This is a genomic window from Tahibacter sp. (assembly GCF_032229445.1).
Taxonomy (GTDB): domain Bacteria; phylum Pseudomonadota; class Gammaproteobacteria; order Xanthomonadales; family Rhodanobacteraceae; genus Tahibacter.
In genome coordinates, this window is record NZ_JAVTWC010000097.1 from 1 (window position 1) to 19,149 (window position 19,149).

Below are 19,149 nucleotides of genomic sequence, written 5' to 3' on the forward strand. Positions count from 1 at the left end.
CCAACCGGGTGGGCAACCATTCCCTTTTTCATCACCCTTATCCACGGCCCCGCCCCCCGCTCCCGGCCCTGGTGGTGGGGGGCGCCCACCCGCCCCAAACTGTGGCCAAACCCCACCCCCGCGCCCGGTGTGGGGCCCCGCAGGGGGGCCTATGCCGCGGGTTTGTTTTGTTCGGCCCCCTGCTGGGCGCCCGGGCGGCCCAGGGGGTGCGCCCCGTCGTCGATCACGGAAACCGCAGGTCTGTGCCGGCACGGTCCTGCGCCGGTCGCTGCTTCGTGCGATAATCGCCGCTTTGCCATCGTGCCATCCGTGCCGAAGGCTCCCGTTCTGCGGCCCCCCGATGGACCATATCCGAAATTTTTCGATCATTGCCCACGTCGACCACGGCAAATCCACCCTGGCCGATCGCATCATCCAACTCTGCGGCGGGCTCGAAGCCCGCGAGATGGAAGCCCAGGTACTGGATTCCAACCCGATCGAGCGCGAGCGCGGCATCACCATCAAGGCTCAGTCGGTTTCACTGCCGTACACGGCGCGCGACGGTAAGGTCTACCAGCTAAATTTCATCGACACGCCCGGCCATGTCGATTTCAGCTATGAGGTGAGCCGCTCACTGGCCGCCTGCGAAGGCGCACTGCTCGTCGTCGATGCGGCGCAAGGCGTGGAAGCGCAGTCCGTCGCCAATTGCTACACCGCCATCGAACAGGGACTGGAAGTCATTCCGGTACTGAACAAGATCGACTTGCCGACGGCGGACATCGAGCGCGCCAAGAGCGAGATCGAAGCGGTGATCGGTATCGATGCCGAAGACGCGATTCCGATCAGTGCCAAGACCGGCCAGAACATCGAAGCCGTACTCGAGGCCATCATCGCGCGCATCCCGCCGCCGAAGCCGCGCGATACCGACAAGCTGCAGGCGCTGATCATCGATTCCTGGTTCGACAACTACCTCGGCGTAGTGTCGCTGGTGCGCGTCATGCAGGGACAGATCAAGCCCAAGGACAAGATCCTGGTCATGTCCACCGGTCGCTGGCACGAAGTCGACCAGGTCGGCGTATTCACGCCCAAGCGCAAGGTCAAGGATCGTCTCAACGCGGGCGAGGTGGGCTGGATCAACGCCTCGATCAAGGACGTGCACGGCGCGCCCGTCGGCGACACGCTGACCTTGAACGCCGACCCCGCGCCATCGCCGCTGCCGGGTTTCCAGAAGATGCAGTCGCGCGTGTTCGCTGGCCTGTTCCCGACCGCGGCCGACGATTTCCCGGCGCTGCGCGAAGCGCTGGACAAGCTCAAGCTCAATGATGCGGCGCTGAATTTCGAACCGGAAAGCTCCGAGGCCATGGGCTTCGGTTTCCGCTGCGGCTTCCTCGGCCTGCTGCACATGGACATCATCCAGGAGCGGCTGGAACGTGAATACGACCTCGATCTGATTTCGACGGCGCCGACCGTAGTCTACGAAGTGCTGCAGACCGATGGCAGCACGCTCGCGCTGGACAATCCCGCCAAGCTGCCGCCGCCTCAGTACATCGAGGAAGTACGCGAGCCCATCATCATCGCCGACATCCTCACACCGCCGGACTACATCGGCAATGTGATTGGCCTGTGCGAGGAAAAGCGCGGCATCCAGCGCAGCATCAACTACGTTTCGACCCAGGTGCGCATCAGCTACGAGCTGCCGCTGGCCGAAGTGGTGCTCGATTTCTTCGACAAGCTCAAGTCGGTGTCGCGCGGCTATGCGTCGATGGACTATCACTTCCATGAATTCCGCGCCGGCCCGTTCGTGCGCCTTGACGTACTGATCAACGGCGATCGCGTCGATGCCCTCAGCCTCATCGTGCATCGCGCCGCCGCCGACCGCAAAGGCCGCGAGTTGACCGAGAAGATGAAGGAACTGATCCCGCGGCAGCAGTTCGACGTCGCTATCCAGGCGGCGGTCGGTTCGCAGGTCATCGCGCGTTCGACCGTCAAGGCCCTGCGCAAGAACGTGCTCGCGAAGTGCTACGGCGGCGACGTATCGCGCAAGCGCAAGCTCCTGGAAAAGCAGAAAGAAGGCAAGAAGCGCATGAAGCAGGTCGGCAGCGTGGATATCCCGCAGGAAGCCTTCCTTGCCGTGCTGCAGATGGACAAATAATGCTGCCCGTGCCGTCGGGCGCGCGCTTGAACCGTACGTCGTACCATCGAGGCTGAGGAACGCGAATGCACTTTGACTTTGCCGCCATCCTGGTAGGGCTGACCTTCCTGACCGGCGTGATCTGGGCCATAGACCATTGGTTTTTTGCAAAGCACCGTGCGGCCGAGATGCCACCGGGCGAAGCGCCGCGCGAACCTGTTCTGGTCGAGTACTCGCGCTCCTTCTTTCCTGTCATCCTGATCGTGCTGCTGTTCCGCTCGTTCCTGGCGGAGCCGTTCCGTATTCCGTCGGGTTCGATGATGCCCACCTTGCTGGTCGGCGACTTCATCCTAGTCAACAAGTTCGCCTATGGCATCCGCCTGCCGGTTTTGGACAAGAAGATCATCGAGGTCGGCGAGCCCGAGCGCGGCGACGTGGTCGTGTTCCGTTTCCCGAAGGACCCGACCCAGGATTACATCAAGCGTGTCATCGGCAAGCCGGGCGACGACGTCACCTATCGCAACAAGAAGCTTTACATCAACGGTAAAGAAATGCCGCAGGAAAACCGCGGCGCGTACGCGGGCACCGACGCGGAGTCGCGCGAGCTCGCGCGCGGCAGTGCCGAATCCTTTGTCGAACAACTGGATACGGTCCAGCACCAGATCATCACGGTGCCGGGCGGCCAGGTTGGGCCGGACTTTACGGTACACGTTCCCGCCGGGCATTATTTCGTCATGGGGGATAATCGGGATCGCAGTTCGGACAGCCGCGTCTGGGGCTTCGTGCCCGAGGAAAATCTCGTCGGCAAGGCCTTCGTGATCTGGATGAGCTGGCGTGGGTGGGAAAACGGCATCATCGAGTTCGGTCGTCTCGGCACCTTGATCAAATAACAGAGGGCTTGGCCATGAAGCAGTCGCAGCGCGGTATCACGTTTGTCGGTTTCATCTTCGTGATGTGCATCGTCGGCTTCTTCGCCTATGCCGCGATGAAACTGGTGCCGGTGTACTCTGAATACATGGGTGTCGTGAAGTCCATGAACCAGCTGCAGACGGAGCCCGGCATCGGTAGCAAGGACATCAGCGAAATCCGTCAGATGCTCAACGTCAAGTTCGACATCCAGTACGTAGACGATTCCGTGATCCCACCGCAGAACATTCAACTGAAAAAGCAGAGCGGCGCGGCCAGCCTGCGGATCTTCTACGACAAGCGCATCGACTTCATCTACAACGTGGACCTGCTTGTCAGTTTCGACAAGACGGTCAATCTCTCTGGCACCGGTGCGGCAGTCGACTAAGCGCGACGGCTCCGGCGGGTTGGCGGACATCGTCTTGCAAGCGACTGTCGGGACGTTCTCGCGGACAGAGCCGGCCGTCTTTTTCCGCTGTTCCGTCCGGGCTCGTTGAAACGCTTGACCAAGCTCCGTTTTCCGCATGAATTCCGCGATCCCGCGCTGTACCAGCAGGCGCTGACGCACCGCAGCGCGGGTAAACCCAACAACGAGCGCCTCGAGTTTCTCGGCGATTCGCTGGTCGGCATGCTCGTGGCCGAGTTGCTGTTCGAGCTGCATGCGCGTGCCGATGAGGGCGATCTGACGCGCATGCGCGCGCAACTCGTCAGCGGTGCAGCGCTGGCGGAAGTCGCTCGCGCGCTCGCGCTCGGCGATCTGCTGCGCCTTGGGCAGGGCGAGCTCAAGAGCGGCGGGCATCGGCGCGAATCGATCCTCGCCGACGCGTTCGAAGCGCTGGTCGCGGCGGTCTACCTCGACGCCGGCTGGGAGGCGTGCCGCACCTGCGTGCGGCAGCTGTTCGCCGAGCGTGCCGCGCAGCTGCGCGCGCCCGAAAAAGATGCCAAGACGCGCTTGCAGGAACTGCTGCAGGCGCGCGGATTGTCGTTGCCGGTCTACGAACTCGTGACCAGCAGCGGTGACGACCATGCCAAAGTGTTCGACGTGGCCTGTATCGTGGAACGGCCGGCGCTGCGGGTGCCGGGCCGGGGCTCGAGCCGGCGCGCCGCCGAGCAACTTGCCGCGAGTTCGGCGCTGGAACTGATCAAGGAACAAATCGCGAATGAACGTTGAGAATCCCACCGCGGCGGCCCACCGCTGCGGCCTGGTCGCCTTGCTGGGGCGGCCGAACGTGGGCAAATCCACGCTGCAGAACGCGCTGGTCGGTTTCCGCGTCAGCATCGTCAGCCCCAAGCCGCAGACCACGCGGCATCGCATCCTGGGCATCGCCACGCGGCCCGACGCGCAGATCCTGTTCGTCGACACGCCGGGCATGCATTCCGATGCCAAGCGCGCCATCAATCGCCAGCTCAACCGTGCCGCGCGAGGCGCCATCGACGAGGTCGACGTGCTCGTGCACGTCATCGAGGCGGGGCGCTGGAACGATGAGGACGAGCGTGTCTGGCGTGCGCTCCAGGCGGCGGGCAAGCCCGTGCTGCTGGCGATCAACAAGGTCGATACGATCAAGAATCGCGAACTGCTGTTGCCGTTCATTGCGCAAGTCACGGGCGAGCGCAGCTATGCGGCCGTGCTGCTCGTTTCGGCGCGTCGTGCCGACGGACTGAAGGTACTGGAAAGCGAAATCGTCTCGCGCCTGCCGGAAGCGCCGCCGGTCTATGGCGAAGACGAGGTAACCGATCGCAGCGAGCGCTTCCTGGCCGCCGAGCTCGTGCGCGAACAGTTGATGCGACAGCTCGGACAGGAGCTGCCGTATTCCTGCACGGTGGAGATCGAACAATTCGGCGAACGCGAGGATGGCATGACCGAAATCGGCGCCGTCATCTGGGTCGAGCGGACGAGCCAGAAAGCGATCGTCATTGGCGCCTCGGGTTCGCGCCTGAAGGAAGTCGGCACGGCCGCGCGCCTGGCGATGGAAAGGCTGTTCGACCGGCGCGTGTTCCTGAAGCTCTGGGTTCGCGTGCGTGAAAACTGGTCCGATGACGAAGCGGCGGTCAAGCGCTTCGGCTACGAGGGCTGAGCGGCGAGGGCTGCCAGGCGTTACCGCGGCATCCGGTTGCGTGAATCCAGGTTCTGATCATGCGCATCGAGGAACAGGCCGGCTGGATATTGCATGCGCGGCCTTATCGCGAAACCAGCCTGCTGCTCGAAGCCTGGAGCCGAGAGCACGGCCGTATCGGCCTCGTCGCGCGAGGCGTGCGGAAAGAGAAGCCACGCCAGCCGCGCGCGCTGCTGCAGCCGCTCGTGCCGCTGAGCCTTGGCTGGAGCGGGCAGGGGGAGCTGGTCACGCTGACCGGGCTCGACGCGCGCGGTCAGCCGCCGCGGTTCGTCGGCGAGGCGCTCGTCTGCGCGATCTACGTCAACGAACTGGCCATGCGTCTACTGCCTCGCCATGACGCGCTGCCGGATCTGTTCGATGCCTACGAGAGCACGCTGGCTCGTCTCGCGACCTCGCCGGCGCGGGCCTGGCAACTGCGTCGCTTCGAGCGCGACCTGCTGGCCGAGACCGGCTATGGCCTGGTCTGCGACAGCGAGGCCGACAGCGGTGAAGCGATCGATCCGGAGCGCGAGTACATCTACATTCCCGAACACGGTGCCGTGCCGTATGCGTTGCAGCCCAACGTGCTGCGCCTGCGCGGCAGTGCGCTGCTGGCGCTGGCCGACGACCGCATGCCCGATGCCGAGGATCTCACCAGCCTGCGCCGCCTGATGCGCGCCTTGATCGTGCACCAGCTCGGCGGCGGCAGCCTGCGCTCCTGGAATGTGCTGGCCGGCGGTTCTGCGGGTACGACAGGCTAGCTGCCGATGAGACGCTGTCGCGTCGCCTCGGCAGCTGCGCGTAGTTCGGCCAGATCGTCTGCGCGTAAGGTGTCCGCATCGGCGAGCCGGCTGCGCAGGCGCCGACAGGCATGTTCCAGCTGCGCCGCGCCGCAGAACCCGGCCGACGCGCAGAGACGATGCAGGCGTTCGCGCAGTCCGGCGACGTCCTGCAGCGCGAGACAGATATCCAGTTCCTGCGGCAGGCTGTCGAGTTCGCCCAGAAACAACTGGCGAAGTGCCCTCACACTCTCGCTGCTGCCGAGACTGCGACAGGCCGCGGTGTCGTCCAGCAGCGGCAGTTCCGCATACGCGGCCACGGGCTCGGCGACCATGCCAGGGTTTCCCGCGGCCGCCTGCAATGCGCGCTGCAGGCCGGCCAGGTCGACCGGCTTGGCCAGCACCGCGGCGAATCCCTGCGCACGCAGCGGACGTTCGTGTTCCGCCAGGTTTGCGGCCGTGGTCGCCAGTGCCGCGCTCGAGCGCGAGGCGGCCGATTCGTCGGCGCGCAGGCGCTGCAGCACCATCGGGCCGTCCAGTCCCGGCATGCGAACGTCGAGCAGCAACAGGTCGTAGCGTCGCGAGCGTGCCAGCGCCAGCGCGGTCAGGCCGTCGCCGGCGATATCGCAGCGATGGCCGAGCAGAGCCGCTGCGTCGGCGAGAAAGCGCAGGCTCAGCGTGTTGTCGTCGGCGATCAACAGCTCCATGCCTCTTCCCCGTTCAGCCCGCGCTGGCCACAATCGGCACCTCTTTCCGGTCGCCGCGCATGTCCTATCGTCTTCTTGCCACCTGCATTGTGCTCGCTATTGTTTTCTGCGCCCAGGGGCGCGCGGCTGGTCTGCATGCCGCGGCGGATTCGCTGCAGGCTTATGGCATTAGTGTAAAAAATATAGAAGTTGATATTGGTTCTGGCGCCGAAGGCGGCCATGACCTGCAGCTCCGAGCGGCCCAACTGCTGTGGCCCGAGTTCGATCTGCAATTGTCCGAACTGCATGCGCACTGTCCGCTGGAACCCGAGGCGGACAGCTGGCGCTGCGCCGGCCAGGCGCGGTTGCGTGTCGCGGCGGCGGCCAAGCCCGTCGAGGCGGGTTTCATCGCCACGCTGGAACATGGACGCCTGAACCTTCAGCTCAACCGCGCGCCGGCGCGCCTGACCCTCAGCCAGCAGGGTGACGATGCCGGGGCGCGCTGGCAGCTGCAGCTGCGTCAGCTGCCGCTGGACTGGCTCAGTGACCTGCTGCGTGCATCCTGGCCTGCATTGAGCCGCATCGAAGGCCAACTCGCGGTCGATGCGGAATTGCCGCCATCGGCTACGGCCCCGCTGCAGCTCGACTACAGCCTGCGCGATCTCGGTTTCGACACCCAGGACGGCCGCAGCGCTGCGGCGCACCTGAGTCTGGCCGGTAAGCTCGATGTCACCGCCACGACACCCTGGCGCCTGCACCATCGCGGCCAGATCGGCGGCGGTGAGCTGCTGCAGGGTGGTCTGCACGTGGCTTTCGCCGACCACGGCACGCGCCTGGACTTCCAGCTTTCGCCGGAGCGCGACGCCTACCGCTTCAGCGATGTGGTCTACGACGATCCGGGCGTGCTCGAACTCAAGGCTTCGGCGCTGGTTGCGCCCGCCGACGACCTGCCGCTGCGGGAATTGCACGTCGATTCGCTCGTGGCCGTGCTGCCGCAGGCGCAGCAGCGCTATCTCGGCAGCCTGCTCGCGCTGGCCGGGTGGAGCGAACTGGCCAGCCGCGGCCGCGTGACCGCGCGTGCCCAGTTCGACGCCGGCGGAATTGCCAGCGCCGCGGCGCGGCTCGACGGCGTCGATCTCGACGAAGCCAAACGCGGAATCGGCATCAAAGGCCTGGCCGGCGAACTCGAATGGCGCCGCACCGGCACCGCGCCGCCGGGCCAGCTGGCCTGGCAATCGGCCACGGTCCATTCGCTGCCGCTCGGCGCCGCGCGCACGCAGTGGCACAGCCACGACGGCGCGCTGACCTTGTCGCAGCGCACGCAGATTCCGCTGCTCGGCGGCAGTCTCGATCTGGAACGGCTCGACCTGCATCCGACTGCGGCCAGCGGTGAACGCCTGCAGGCCGGCCTCGCCCTGCGCGGCGTCGACCTGGCGGCGCTGAGCCAGGCGCTGGGATGGCCGCGTTTCGGCGGCAAGCTCGGCGGTGCGGTGCCGGAACTTCGCTATGCGGACCAACGCCTCGAACTGACCGGCGGCCTCATGCTCAACGTTTTCGACGGCACACTGAACGTGACTGGCCTTGCGCTGGAACGTCCGTTCGGCGTGCTGCCCTCATTGTCGGCCGACATCGCCTTCGAGCAGCTCGACCTGAGCCTGCTGACCGGCACATTCGACATTGGCGGTATCACCGGCCGTCTGTCCGGCTACGTGCGTGCCCTGCGCCTGGTCGACTGGCAGCCCGTCGCGTTCGATGCGCAACTGCAGGCGCTCGACGGAGGCCGCATCAGCCAGCGGGCCGTGAACACCATTTCCTCGGTCGGTGGCGGTGGAATCGCGGCCGGCATTCAGGCCAGCGTGCTCAAGCTCTTCGACACCTTCGGCTACGCCCGGCTGGGTCTGGGCTGCCGACTGCAGAACGCGGTCTGCCACATGCGTGGGCTGGATGCGGACGGCGCCCGCTACACTCTGGTCGAAGGGCGGGGTCTGCCGCGCATCCAGATCGTCGGTCATCAGTCCGAAGTGGACTGGTCCGTGCTCGTCGAACGTCTCAAGGCGGCCGCCAGCGGCACCAAACCCGTCATCAACTGATACCAGGAGTACCTCATGCGCCATCTCCGTACCATGCTGTTGAGCCTGTCGCTGGTGCTGTTGTCGGCCTGCGTCACGATCAACGTGTATTTCCCCGCCGCCGCCGCGGAAAAAGCCGCCGAGCAGTTCATAGGCACCGTGATCGGCGAGGCGGCGAAGGACGCCGAGATCAAACCGCCGCCGCGTCCGCCGCAGGCAGGGCTGCTCGATTTCTTCATCGGGTCCGCGCAGGCGGCAGAACCCGATCTCAACATCCAGACGCCGGCCGTGCGTGATATCCAGGCGCGCATGAAGCAGCGCTTCGACAGTGTGCTGACCAAGGCCCTGGCCGCCGGCAGTATCGGCCTGACCCGCGACGGCCTCGTCGCGGTGCGCGATGCGGCTGCCGTGCCGCTGGCCGAACGCAGCGGGCTCAACCAGGCCGTGGCCGAGGAAAATCGCGATCGCAAGGCGGTCTACAGCGAAATCGCCCGCGCCAACGGCCATCCCGAATGGGAAGCGCAGATCCAGAGCACCTTCGCCGCGCAGTGGGTCCAGCAGGCCCGCGCCGGCTGGTATTATCAGGACGCCTCGGGCGCCTGGAAGCAACGCTGACGCCCGCCAGCCCATCATCATTGGAGTTTCAGGCGCCCGGGATGTCCGCATCCCGGGCGTTGTCGTCATGAAAGCACCGATCACGCTCGAACTGGATGTCACCAACCTGTCCCATGACGGCCGCGGCGTCGCCCGCCACGAGGGCAAGGCCGTCTTCGTGCGCGGCGCCCTGAGCGGCGAGAAGGTGATCGCGCGCATCGTGCAGCGCCACCGCCACTACGACGACGCCCAGGTCGAGAGCGTGCTGCAGGCATCGCCGGATCGCGTTGACCCGCGCTGTCCGCATTTCGGCGTCTGTGGCGGCTGCGCACTGCAGCATCTGGCGCCGGCCGCGCAGATCGCCGCCAAGCAGCGCGTGCTCGCTGAAAACTTCGAGCGTATCGGGCATGTCGAGCCGAAGCGCTGGCTCGCGCCGCTGACCTCGGCGGTCTGGGGCTACCGGCGCAAGGGCCGTCTCTCGGTCAAATACGTCGACAAGAAGGGCAAGGCGCTGGTCGGCTTCCGTGAGGACAACGGCCGCTACGTCGCCGACCTCACGCGCTGCGAAGTGCTCACGCCGGCCGTCGGCGAACGCATCGAGGCGCTCGCAGCACTGGTCGGCAGCCTGCAGGCCGTGCGTGAGATCGCGCAGATCGAAATCGCCGCAGGCGACGACACCACCGCGCTGATCTTCCGTCACCTGCAGCCACTGTCCGACAGCGACCGTGCCGCGCTGGTCGCGTTCGGCCAGCAGCATGCGCTGGCGATCTACCTGCAGCCCGGCGGCAACGACAGCGTGCATCCGCTGTGGCCGGAAAACCCGCGCCTCGCGTTCCGCATCGCCGCGGCCGACGTCGAACTCGAATTCCGTCCGCTCGATTTCATCCAGGTCAATTCGGCGATGAACGAAGCCATGATCGCGCATGCGCTCGATCTGCTCGATCCCAAGCCCGAAGACCGCGTGCTCGACCTGTTCTGTGGCCTTGGCAATTTCACCTTTCCTCTGGCGCGGCGCTGTGCGCATGTCGTCGGCGTCGAAGGCGAGCACGGACTGGTCCAGCGCGCCAAGGAAAACGCGGCGCGCAATGGCATAGCCAACGTCGAATACCACGTCGCGAACCTGCTCGACGACCAGCGCGACACGCCCTGGGCGCGGCAGCGCTTCGACCGTATCCTGCTCGACCCGCCGCGCTCCGGCGCCCAGGCCGTGTTCGACTATCTGCCGAAGAAAGGCTGCGATCGCATCGTCTACGTGTCCTGCCATCCGGCATCGCTCGCGCGCGACGCGGGAATCCTCGTGGAAAAGCATGGCTTCAAGCTCAGGGCCGCCGGCGTGATGGACATGTTCCCGCACACGGCGCACGTGGAATCGATCGCGCTGTTCGAACGCTGAAGACGGAAGCCACTGCATGGGTATCGAAATCGAACGCAAGTTCCTGCTCGCCTCGGACGCCTGGCGTTCCCAGGTATCGCGCTCGCAGCGCCTGGTGCAGGGCTATCTGGTCAGCGCTGCCGCGGTCACCAGCGGCGCGGCGCGCAGCTCGGTGCGCGTGCGCATCGGCGGCGATCAGGCCTGGCTCAACATCAAGTCCTCGAACCTCGGCCTCGCACGCCAGGAATACGAATACGAAGTGCCGCTCGCGGATGCCGAAGCGATGCTCGCGCGCCTGTGCGACGGCGTCGTCGAGAAGATCCGCCATTACGTCGCGCACGCAAACCACGAGTTCGAGATTGACGAGTTCTTCGGTGCCAACGACGGCCTCGTCGTGGCCGAGCTGGAACTGGATTCGATCGACGAAGCGTATGAACGGCCCGACTGGCTCGGACAGGAAGTCAGCGGCCTGCCGCGCTACTACAATCTCAATCTCATCGCACATCCGTACTCGGCCTGGACCGCGGCCGAGCGGGAAGGACTCGACTGAATGCTGGTAATCGGAATCGCAGGCAAGGAACTCGCCGCCGCCGAGCGCGACTGGATCAGCGCGCCGGAAGTCAGCGGCGTCATCCTGTTCAGCCGCAACTTCGCGTCGCGCGAGCAGGTGACCGCGCTCATCGACGACATCCGCGTGCTGCGCAGCGATGAATTCCTGCTCTGCGTCGATCAGGAAGGCGGACCGGTGCAACGCTTCCGCGAAGGCTTCACACGCCTGCCGGCGCTGGCCCGGCTCGGCGAGATCTACGACATCGATCCGGCACACGCGGTGGCCCTGGCCGAAGAACATGCCTGGGTCATGGCGAGCGAGATGCGCGCCCTCGACATCGACATCAGTTTCGCACCGGTCGTCGACCTCAAGCGCGGCAACCGTGCGATCGGGGAGCGCGCCTTCCATGACGACGTGCGCGTGGTGTCGGAACTGGGCCAGGCCTACCTGCGCGGCATGCACCTGGGTGGCATGGCCGCGACGCTGAAACATTTCCCGGGCCATGGCTCGGTGCTCGAAGACACGCATTTCGATGCGGCCACCGACACGCGCACGCTGGACGAACTGCGCGAGACCGACCTGGCCGCCTTCGCCGACGGCATCGACGCTGGCGCCGAAGCGGTGATGCTCGCGCATGTGACCTATCCGGCCGTCGACGCGGTGCCCGCGGGCTATTCACGCGTGTGGATCGAAGACATCCTGCGTGCCGACATGGGTTTCCGCGGCGTGGTGTTTTCCGATGACATCGGCATGGCCGCGGCGGAATCCGCCGGCGGCGTGGCCGCGCGCATCGACGCGCACCTGTCCGCCGGCTGCGATCTGGTCCTGGTCTGCAGCCCGACCCTGGTCGCCGAATCCATTGCCGCGGTGCGCGGCCGCGCGCCCTGCGCGCCCGAACGTATCGCCACCCTGCGCGGCATGATTGCGTCGACTTGGCAGTCGCTGGTCGACAATCCGCAACGCACCCGCTTCATCGAGCGCCTCGCCGCGCTCGATGTCACCGCCTGAGTGAAACCATGACCCGACCCAGCCTGTCCGACGCGTTGGCCAAAGCCGACCTGATTCACGATCTGCCCGTGCTCGATGCCGCCATCGTGAAGATGGGCGCCGAGATCGATGCCGCCATCGCCGGCGAACACGTCGTGTTTGCGACCGTCATGCACGGCGGCATGCTGTTCGCGGCCAAGCTTGCGCTGGCCATGAAGAGCGACATGGAATTCGACTACATCCACGCCACGCGCTATCGCGGCGCTACCAGCGGCTCGGAACTGCACTGGCTGCGCCAGCCCGCGGCAGTGCTGGCCGGGCGCACGGTCGTGCTGGCCGACGATATCCTCGACGAAGGCAAGACGCTCAAGGCCATTCGCGATTTCTGCCTCGACCGCGGCGCGCGCCGCGTCATCGTCGCCGTGCTCTGCGCCAAGCGCCACGGCCGCTGCGTGCCCGGCGTCGATGCCGACTACTGCGGCGTCGAAGTGCCGGACCGCTACGTGTTCGGCCACGGCATGGATTTCTACGAACAGGGCCGCAACCTGCCCGCCATCTACGCGATCTGAGGGAAGTCATGGCACTGGATCTGGCCATCGTCGGCGGCACCGGGCTGTATCAGTTTCCCGGATTGGAAAATGTCACGCGGCTCAGCGTGGATACGCCCTATGGCGCCGCCTCCGCGCCCGTCGTCTGCGGCGAGATCGGCGGTCGGCCGGTCGCCTTTCTCGCACGCCACGGCGAAGGCCACAGCGTGCCGCCGCACCGGGTGAACTACCGCGCCAATCTCTGGGCGCTGCACAGCCTGGGTGCGCGTCGCGTGATCGGCGTCAACGCCGTCGGCGGCATCCGCGACGACATGGGTCCGCGCGTGGTCGCGATACCCGATCAGGTCATCGACTACACCCACGGACGCATCACGAGTTTCTGCGATGCCGACGGCGCCGAGGTCAAGCACATCGACTTCAGCGAGCCCTATACGGCGAGCCTGCGCCAGTCGCTGCTGACCGCGGCCGCGAGCGCCGGCGTGGCCGTCGTCGACGGCGGCTGCTACGGCGCCACGCAAGGCCCACGCCTGGAAACGCGCGCCGAGATCGCGCGCCTGCGTCGCGACGGCTGCGATCTCGTCGGCATGACCGGCATGCCCGAGGCTGCGCTCGCACGCGAACTCGAACTCGACTATGCCTGCGTCGCGCTGATCGCGAACTGGGCCGCCGGCTGCGGCAACGAAGCCGAGATCAGCCTCGACGAAATCTTCGCCAACCTGCGCGATGCCACGGCGCTGGTGCCGCGCATCGTGACGGCACTGCTCGCGAAGTAGCGACGCGGTTCCGCGGCGGCGAGCTTCAGGCCGCCGTGTTGCCGTTGTGTGCGGATGCCGGGTGTATTCCGTCGCTCGCCGCGTGACGCGGCTCACACACGACAGCATTCATGCGCTCGCACTTTCAGACCGGCTGAGTATACTCGTACACGCGCGGCGTATTCGGCTCGGGGGAGAAGTCTGCCGCGCATTCGTCCAGCTACGTTCGAGGGGAAGTCATGCAGTTCGGTACGGTAAAGTGGTTCAACGACGCCAAGGGTTTCGGATTCATCGCGCCCGAAGGCGGCGGCTCCGATGTATTCGTGCATTTCTCGGCGATCTCGGCCAAGGGCTTCCGCACCTTGCAGGAAGGCCAGCGCGTGAGTTTCGTCGTCAGCGAAGGCCCGAAGGGCGCCCAGGCCTCGGCGGTATCGCCGGTGCTGTAAGCGCGTTGCATCGCGTCGTTCCATACAAAGGCCCCGCTGCGTCGGGGCCTTTGTCTTTTGCGCGGAGCAGGGCCTGCGAGGACACGTGCATTATTCCTGCGTTTTTGTTTATAGGTTTACTTGTCACTAAAGCAATGGGAGCTTCGCCAGGCCCGCAGCACGGCCGAGTGGTGAGCGGCGTGCTCATCGGGCTCGACCGTTTTCCGCCCTATTGCGCCGGCCATAACCCGGACAGCCGTGCGGTTGCCGTCAGGTAGCATCAGCCTGCGACCGCCGCGATCGTCACGCGCCGGTATCCGCCGCTCGGAATCTTCCCGTGCCTGCCTTACACTGCGCCGGTTCGACGGCTCGGAGTTCCAGTGCGCACCATTCAAGGCGGTCTCCTGATTGCGATCGAAGGCATTGACGGTGCAGGCAAAAGCACCCTTGCCCGCGGTCTGGCCGATGAGCTTAACAAGCTCGGTATCGAGCCGCTGCTGACGAAGGAGCCGACCAACGGCCCGCACGGCACGGCCCTGCGCCAGAGCGCAACGACAGGCCGGCTGTCGGCGGAAGACGAACTGAAACTTTTTGTCGCGGACCGTCGTGAGCATGTGGAGCAACTGCTTCGCCCGGCGTTGGACGCAGGGCGCGTCGTGATTCTCGACCGCTACTATTTCTCCAACGCCGCGTACCAGGGCGCCGCCGGGCTGGATTCCGCCGGGATCCTCGCGCAGAACGAAGCCTTCGCGCCGAAGCCGGATCTGCTGTTGCTATTGGATCTCCCACCCGAGATCGGACTGTCGCGAATCGCCGCCCGTGGCGATCGTGCGAATGCCTTCGAGAACGAAGCCAACCTCACGCGCTGCCGCGGGATCTTTCTCCGCATCGACGAGGCCGTGCGCGTCGATGCGACGCAGTCGGCCGAGGCGGTGCTGAGTGAATCGCTCGCGCATGTGTTCGCGGCGGTGAAGAAGGTGACTCAGGCCAGGCTGGGTGCGACCGTCGAAGCGGATGAGGCGACGCGGCGGTTTCTCGGGGCTGCGCTCGCCGGCTGAGTTTCCGCATGCCCGACCAGTCGAATGCCGTGCGAAATAAGCCATACATCAAATAGTCCGTTATTTCCTATTTGAAGATGTTGCAAGGTGGACTTCCGTGCGCAATGACGGAGCCGGCGACGCGCAGCACGGGCGATCACTTGCCGGTCACCGGCGGCATCCGCCGCATGAGGACACGGGAGGCGCGTTGCCCGGAATGACCTGACGCCCTCCCCATCAGGCGGAGGGCGTCAGGTGGACTCACGGACGTGAGCAGCGTCCAGTCGGATGCAGGCTCAGTTACAGCTGCGTCCCGTGCCGGTCCAGCTGTTACCGGTGCTGCAGCTGTAGATCTGGCGGTTGGTACCGCAGACCTGGTAGCCGCAGTACGTGCCATTGGCATCGATGGTGGCGCCGCCGAGGTGGATGCCGCCCGAGCAGCGGCAGCTGTTGTTGTAGGTCGCGCAGATGCCGTTGCGCAGGGCGTTGCAGCCCGCGGCATCCAGACCGCACCAGTTGGCGACGATCGCGTCGCGGTTCCAGCAGGCGGTGTTCCAGCCGCTGCTCTGGAAGAACGGCAGGATGTCAGTGCGCGCACCGAGCATGCACTGGGTCAGCGCCGTGCCGCAGGAGGCCTGGCCCAGGGCCACCGACTGCTGAGGCGAATTGCCGAACCACTCGATGCCGTCGCGCACCATGCGGCCCTGGAAGGTCGCGTTGGATCCGGAGGTCGGTGCGCGCGCATCGACCGGATACGTCGTCGTCGCGTTGTTGCCCACGTTGCCGCAGGTATACACGCGCGCATCCAGCACGCTGTTGCCGTAGCCGCCGCAGCCGGTGAACGCCGAGAACATGAACCCGTTGGCGCCGACCGCGCCGAAGCGATACCAGTTGGCCGAGCCGGAGCCGGTCCATGTCTCCGCGCCGGTGTTGGTGACGGTCGCGGTGAAGCGGCGGATTTCGCCCGGCATCATGAACGACGGAATGCCCGAATAGCTCACGCTCGCGTTGCGCGCCGGCAGCACGACCGACGGCTGCGACTCCAGCCAGTACTGGCGCCAGGTTCCGTTGTAGCACAGTGAACTTCTCCACCATCCGTCCTGCGACGGCGCCACGGTGGGGTGGCATTGCTGGCCGCCGCGGATCCACGGTGACGGGGAATCGACGAAGTACATCACCGCTCTGATCTGGCCGCCGTTGGCCGCGTTGAAATCGCGCACCTTTGTCATCACGCCGTTGAAATAGGCAGCGCTCGGCGCGACCGGCAGCGGGTTGTTTTCGCTGGCGCCGGCATTGAACTCGGTGATGTAGACCGGCTTGTTGCGCACGCTGGTGTTGCTTGCGCTGTTGATGGCGCTGAGCTGCCAGCGGAAATCGCCGTCGAACGACGTGTCCGTCTGACCGTAGGCATGGATGGCGAAGCCGTCGATGGTCGTGCCCATGGCGGCGAACATGTCGGAGTAGAAGGTCGGACAGGTACCGTCGAAGCACCCACCCGGGCCGGATGCGAACAGGTTGCGCGCGCCCAGCGCGCCGGCATTCCAGCGCGTCATATAGCACTGGTAGATGCGCCCGTAGGCGCGGCCGCCGATGCCCCATTCCTCGGCCAGGTTCGGCTCGTTGCCGAGCAGGTAGCCGCCGACCGCGGCGGCGTTGGCAGAGTTCGCGTTGGCGGCCTCGGCATCCAGTGCGCTCATCAGGCCGTTGATGCCGCTGCAGTTGGTGAAAGTGGCTGCGTTGAGCAGCGCCTTTTCCGCCGCCGTCGGCTTGGCGTCGTAGCCGATGCGGAACAGGGTGCGGATGCCGTACTGGCTCCACAGCGTGTTGTAGTTGGCTGGCCAACTGCTCATGGACGGCGCGTCGCGCGCGAATTCGAGGTTCCAGCCGACGCGGCGCGGATCCGTCGACGGCACATTGCTGTAGGTGTGATCGGTGCGCAGCCAGTTGGCGCCTTTGATCTGCGCCGAGGCGCCCGTGGAAACCAGACAAGGCAGGATCAGCACGGCCAGGCTGGCCGCGGTGCGGAAGCGTTTCATGGTGTGTCCTCGCAGGATGAAAGGCGGCCCGCGCCATGGCGGGCCGCGTGGAACCGCGGTCAGTACGCGGCGAAGCCGTTGCCCAGCGACAGCCAGTTCGACCAGGCGCCCGGCGTGGTCTCGCCGCGATGGAACAGCTCGCCGTTCGTGCCCAGCAGCACGATCTGCACCGCGTTGTCCTGGCGCGCGGCGATGACGCCGGAGGTGAGATAGCCGTTGAGATTGCCCCAGCTCGCCCAGGCGCCGGCGGCCGAGGTCTGGTAGATATGCGCGAGCTGGCCCTCGCCGCCACGGGCGAACACCTCGACGCGGCCGTCCGCGTGCACGGCCGCATGCGGATGCGCCGTCAGCACGCCGCCGCGGGATTGCCAGGCGCCGAAACTGCCGCCGGCGCTGTTCTGGCGGATATGGCGCAGATCCTGGGTGGCGCCGCGCACGAACACTTCCAGCCGCCCGTCGTTGTTGCGCACCACGGACGGATGCGAGTTGATGCTGCCGCCGAGTGCCTGGAAGCTGCCGAAGGCGCCGCCGGCCTGGGCCTGCACGATCTGGAACAGATCATTGCTCTGACCGCCCACGAACACGGCGACGCGACCGTCGCTGTTGAGCGCCGCGGCCGGTCCCCAGTGCAGGGTGCCGCCGTGATCGATCCACGCGTTCCAGCTGCCCCCGGCGGAGGACTGGAGGCGGCTGCGCAAGCCGCCGTTGGCTCCGCGCACGAAAACCTGCAGGCGGCCGTCGATGTTGCGCACCACGGCCGGGGCTGAGGTCGCGTCGCCGCCGACCAGTGCCCATGCGTCCCACTGCGCCGAACCGGCGCTGATCTGCCGCCGCGTCCAGATCTGGCTGTCGGTCCCGCGCGCGAACACCTGCACGCGGCCGTCGCTGTTGACCGCCGCGACCGGCTGCGCCGTGGCATTGCCGTCGAGCGACAGCCAGCCGTTCCAACTGCCGGCCGACGTGCGGCGGCGCAGCCAGGTGGCGCCATCGCTGCGGCGCGCGAAGACGTAGAGCTCGCCGTCGCTGCCTACCGCATCCGCCAGTTCCACCGGGCCGGGATAGCGCAGGTAGTCAGTCGAGGTGATGTTGCCGCCCCAGCCTTCGTTCCAGTAGGCCGGCACATAGCCCCACTGATTGCCGGAATATCGGACCCGATGCCACCACTCCTTGCCGCCGCCCTGGTCGGCGACCGCGCTGTCGGCGACCAGCGGCGTGTTCGCCGCCACGCTCGCGATCACCGCACCGCTGCTGCGATTCGGCGTCGCGCGCACGTTCTGCGCGACATTGGCCACGACCTGGCCCGGATAGGCCGGCCGGCGCTGGAAGTATTCGACGATGGGATTGCGGTAGCCGTGCTGGTCGGGCGTGGATCCCGCCGGTGCATAGCCCAGCCCCTGGCAGCCGCCGCCGGACCAGGTGCCGAAGTTGCGCACTTCAAAATGCAGATGCGTGTTGCCGGTGTCGCCGGGCCAGTTGATGACTGTCCCGATCGGGGCGCCGCGGTTGACGATCTGGCCGACCACGACGCTGGGCGCGTTCAGATGCCCGTATTGCGTATACAGCTTGCTGCCGTTGGACTGGGTGTGTTCGATCACCACGACCCAGCCCGGCCAGTTGGAATAGACCGAGCAGAACACCACGCCGTCAGCCGCGGCATAGACCGGCGCGTTGACGGTGGAGCCGCTGTCGAGCGCAAGATCCAGCGCAGTGTGCAGGCGGTTGTTGTACTTGGGAAACGGGTTGGCGTAGTTCTGCATCACGCGCACGTTGTGCCCGGGCACGAGCTGCTCGCCGACGATCTGGCCCAGGGGCCAGTCCAGCGCGAGCGAACCGGGCGGATCGGCGGCGGGCGCGGCGGCACTCGCGGCCGCGGCCATGACGGCGGCGAGCAGGCGCCCGCCGCGGTGAGTCGGAAAACGGTACATGGGTCATCTCCTGGTCTGCGTGGCAGTACCGGGCTGGCCCCTGACCATCCTGGCGAGACCCATGCTCGCCGCCGCCGTCGCGGCAGCGCGCGGAGGAATGGCTGATCGCGCCTGATTTTTTCCTGATGGCGCGGCGGTGATGCGTGCAAAACCGCGAGGCCGTCACAGTTGCGCTGTCACACGACGGCAACACCGACGGACGTCAGCCGACCTGACGCGCAGCGGTCCCGGCCCGAGCTACGGCGGTCGCCACCGGGGGGCAGGAATGATTTTCCCGCTG

At 66.3% G+C, this 19,149-nt stretch carries 19 protein-coding genes; 15 read left to right on the forward strand and 4 right to left on the reverse strand.

Features of this window, described 5'->3' with window-relative positions:
- The first annotated feature begins 340 nt into the window (after positions 1-340).
- The 6 genes from lepA (at position 341) to recO (ending at position 5,870) form a co-directional block, all read left to right on the forward strand.
- Complete coding sequence (gene lepA / locus RUU78_RS16490) at positions 341-2,131, forward strand: translation elongation factor 4 (RefSeq protein WP_313918527.1); 1,791 nt, start codon at positions 341-343, stop codon at positions 2,129-2,131.
- Between the two features lie 65 nt (positions 2,132-2,196).
- Positions 2,197-3,000, forward strand: a complete 804-nt coding sequence (gene lepB / locus RUU78_RS16495; RefSeq protein WP_313918528.1) for a signal peptidase I — start codon at positions 2,197-2,199, stop codon at positions 2,998-3,000.
- 14 nt (positions 3,001-3,014) lie between these two features.
- On the forward strand, positions 3,015-3,404 hold the full coding sequence (locus RUU78_RS16500) for a DUF4845 domain-containing protein (RefSeq protein WP_313918529.1): 390 nt from the start codon (positions 3,015-3,017) through the stop codon (positions 3,402-3,404).
- Between the two features lie 114 nt (positions 3,405-3,518).
- A complete protein-coding gene (rnc, locus tag RUU78_RS16505) occupies positions 3,519-4,187 on the forward strand; it encodes a ribonuclease III (protein WP_313918530.1) in 669 nt (222 codons plus the stop codon).
- On the forward strand, positions 4,177-5,091 hold the full coding sequence (gene era, locus RUU78_RS16510; protein WP_313918531.1) for a GTPase Era: 915 nt from the start codon (positions 4,177-4,179) through the stop codon (positions 5,089-5,091). The genes rnc and era overlap by 11 nt, the downstream gene beginning before the upstream one ends.
- 59 nt (positions 5,092-5,150) lie before the next feature.
- Entirely contained in the window at positions 5,151-5,870 is a 720-nt protein-coding gene (gene recO, locus RUU78_RS16515) for a DNA repair protein RecO (protein ID WP_313918533.1), read from the forward strand.
- Here recO and RUU78_RS16520 read toward each other — a convergent pair.
- Complete coding sequence (locus RUU78_RS16520; RefSeq protein WP_313918535.1) at positions 5,867-6,595, reverse strand: response regulator; 729 nt, start codon at positions 6,593-6,595, stop codon at positions 5,867-5,869. The two genes, recO and RUU78_RS16520, sit on opposite strands and share 4 nt — an antisense overlap.
- Positions 6,583-6,882, reverse strand: a complete 300-nt coding sequence (locus RUU78_RS16525; protein ID WP_313918536.1) for a hypothetical protein — start codon at positions 6,880-6,882, stop codon at positions 6,583-6,585. The genes RUU78_RS16520 and RUU78_RS16525 overlap by 13 nt, the downstream gene beginning before the upstream one ends.
- Between RUU78_RS16525 and RUU78_RS16530 the strand changes: the two genes are divergently transcribed.
- From RUU78_RS16530 to tmk, 9 genes are all read left to right on the forward strand, one after another.
- Complete coding sequence (locus tag RUU78_RS16530; protein WP_313918538.1) at positions 6,868-8,664, forward strand: hypothetical protein; 1,797 nt, start codon at positions 6,868-6,870, stop codon at positions 8,662-8,664. The two genes, RUU78_RS16525 and RUU78_RS16530, sit on opposite strands and share 15 nt — an antisense overlap.
- Positions 8,665-8,679: 15 nt before the next feature.
- Complete coding sequence (locus RUU78_RS16535) at positions 8,680-9,258, forward strand: YdbL family protein (RefSeq protein WP_313918540.1); 579 nt, start codon at positions 8,680-8,682, stop codon at positions 9,256-9,258.
- A 67-nt stretch (positions 9,259-9,325) separates the two neighbouring features.
- The gene (rlmD, locus tag RUU78_RS16540; RefSeq protein ID WP_313918543.1) at positions 9,326-10,630 is read left to right on the forward strand and encodes a 23S rRNA (uracil(1939)-C(5))-methyltransferase RlmD; all 1,305 of its coding nucleotides are present in this window, start codon (positions 9,326-9,328) and stop codon (positions 10,628-10,630) included.
- A gap of 16 nt (positions 10,631-10,646) precedes the next feature.
- Entirely contained in the window at positions 10,647-11,159 is a 513-nt protein-coding gene (locus RUU78_RS16545; RefSeq protein ID WP_313918544.1) for a CYTH domain-containing protein, read from the forward strand.
- On the forward strand, positions 11,160-12,167 hold the full coding sequence (nagZ, locus tag RUU78_RS16550; protein WP_313918547.1) for a beta-N-acetylhexosaminidase: 1,008 nt from the start codon (positions 11,160-11,162) through the stop codon (positions 12,165-12,167). It abuts the gene before it with no gap.
- A gap of 8 nt (positions 12,168-12,175) precedes the next feature.
- A complete protein-coding gene (locus tag RUU78_RS16555) occupies positions 12,176-12,715 on the forward strand; it encodes a hypoxanthine-guanine phosphoribosyltransferase (RefSeq protein ID WP_313918549.1) in 540 nt (179 codons plus the stop codon).
- An 8-nt stretch (positions 12,716-12,723) separates the two neighbouring features.
- The gene (locus tag RUU78_RS16560; RefSeq protein WP_313918552.1) at positions 12,724-13,467 is read left to right on the forward strand and encodes an S-methyl-5'-thioinosine phosphorylase; all 744 of its coding nucleotides are present in this window, start codon (positions 12,724-12,726) and stop codon (positions 13,465-13,467) included.
- Between the two features lie 218 nt (positions 13,468-13,685).
- A complete protein-coding gene (locus RUU78_RS16565; protein ID WP_313918554.1) occupies positions 13,686-13,892 on the forward strand; it encodes a cold-shock protein in 207 nt (68 codons plus the stop codon).
- A 359-nt stretch (positions 13,893-14,251) separates the two neighbouring features.
- Positions 14,252-14,929, forward strand: coding sequence for a dTMP kinase (gene tmk, locus RUU78_RS16570; protein ID WP_313918555.1), 678 nt, complete (start codon positions 14,252-14,254; stop codon positions 14,927-14,929).
- 275 nt (positions 14,930-15,204) lie between these two features.
- Here tmk and RUU78_RS16575 read toward each other — a convergent pair whose 3' ends face one another.
- Together RUU78_RS16575 and RUU78_RS16580 are read right to left on the reverse strand one after the other, a co-directional pair.
- Positions 15,205-16,944, reverse strand: a complete 1,740-nt coding sequence (locus RUU78_RS16575; RefSeq protein ID WP_313918557.1) for a glycosyl hydrolase — start codon at positions 16,942-16,944, stop codon at positions 15,205-15,207.
- A gap of 59 nt (positions 16,945-17,003) precedes the next feature.
- Entirely contained in the window at positions 17,004-18,869 is a 1,866-nt protein-coding gene (locus tag RUU78_RS16580) for a peptidoglycan DD-metalloendopeptidase family protein (protein ID WP_313918559.1), read from the reverse strand.
- Between the last annotated feature and the right edge of the window lie 280 nt (positions 18,870-19,149).

Coding starts and splice junctions, on each gene's coding strand:
- RUU78_RS16500 (WP_313918529.1), top strand. CDS start 3,015: ATGAAGCAGTCGCAGCGCGGTATCACGTTTGTCGGTTTCATCTTCGTG.
- RUU78_RS16560 (WP_313918552.1), top strand. CDS start 12,724: ATGGCACTGGATCTGGCCATCGTCGGCGGCACCGGGCTGTATCAGTTT.
- RUU78_RS16525 (WP_313918536.1), bottom strand. CDS start 6,882: ATGCAGTTCGGACAATTGCAGATCGAACTCGGGCCACAGCAGTTGGGC.
- RUU78_RS16580 (WP_313918559.1), bottom strand. CDS start 18,869: ATGTACCGTTTTCCGACTCACCGCGGCGGGCGCCTGCTCGCCGCCGTC.
- lepB (WP_313918528.1), top strand. CDS start 2,197: ATGCACTTTGACTTTGCCGCCATCCTGGTAGGGCTGACCTTCCTGACC.
- RUU78_RS16555 (WP_313918549.1), top strand. CDS start 12,176: ATGACCCGACCCAGCCTGTCCGACGCGTTGGCCAAAGCCGACCTGATT.
- lepA (WP_313918527.1), top strand. CDS start 341: ATGGACCATATCCGAAATTTTTCGATCATTGCCCACGTCGACCACGGC.
- RUU78_RS16545 (WP_313918544.1), top strand. CDS start 10,647: ATGGGTATCGAAATCGAACGCAAGTTCCTGCTCGCCTCGGACGCCTGG.
- rlmD (WP_313918543.1), top strand. CDS start 9,326: ATGAAAGCACCGATCACGCTCGAACTGGATGTCACCAACCTGTCCCAT.
- RUU78_RS16565 (WP_313918554.1), top strand. CDS start 13,686: ATGCAGTTCGGTACGGTAAAGTGGTTCAACGACGCCAAGGGTTTCGGA.
- RUU78_RS16535 (WP_313918540.1), top strand. CDS start 8,680: ATGCGCCATCTCCGTACCATGCTGTTGAGCCTGTCGCTGGTGCTGTTG.
- nagZ (WP_313918547.1), top strand. CDS start 11,160: ATGCTGGTAATCGGAATCGCAGGCAAGGAACTCGCCGCCGCCGAGCGC.
- era (WP_313918531.1), top strand. CDS start 4,177: ATGAACGTTGAGAATCCCACCGCGGCGGCCCACCGCTGCGGCCTGGTC.
- recO (WP_313918533.1), top strand. CDS start 5,151: ATGCGCATCGAGGAACAGGCCGGCTGGATATTGCATGCGCGGCCTTAT.
- RUU78_RS16520 (WP_313918535.1), bottom strand. CDS start 6,595: ATGGAGCTGTTGATCGCCGACGACAACACGCTGAGCCTGCGCTTTCTC.
- RUU78_RS16575 (WP_313918557.1), bottom strand. CDS start 16,944: ATGAAACGCTTCCGCACCGCGGCCAGCCTGGCCGTGCTGATCCTGCCT.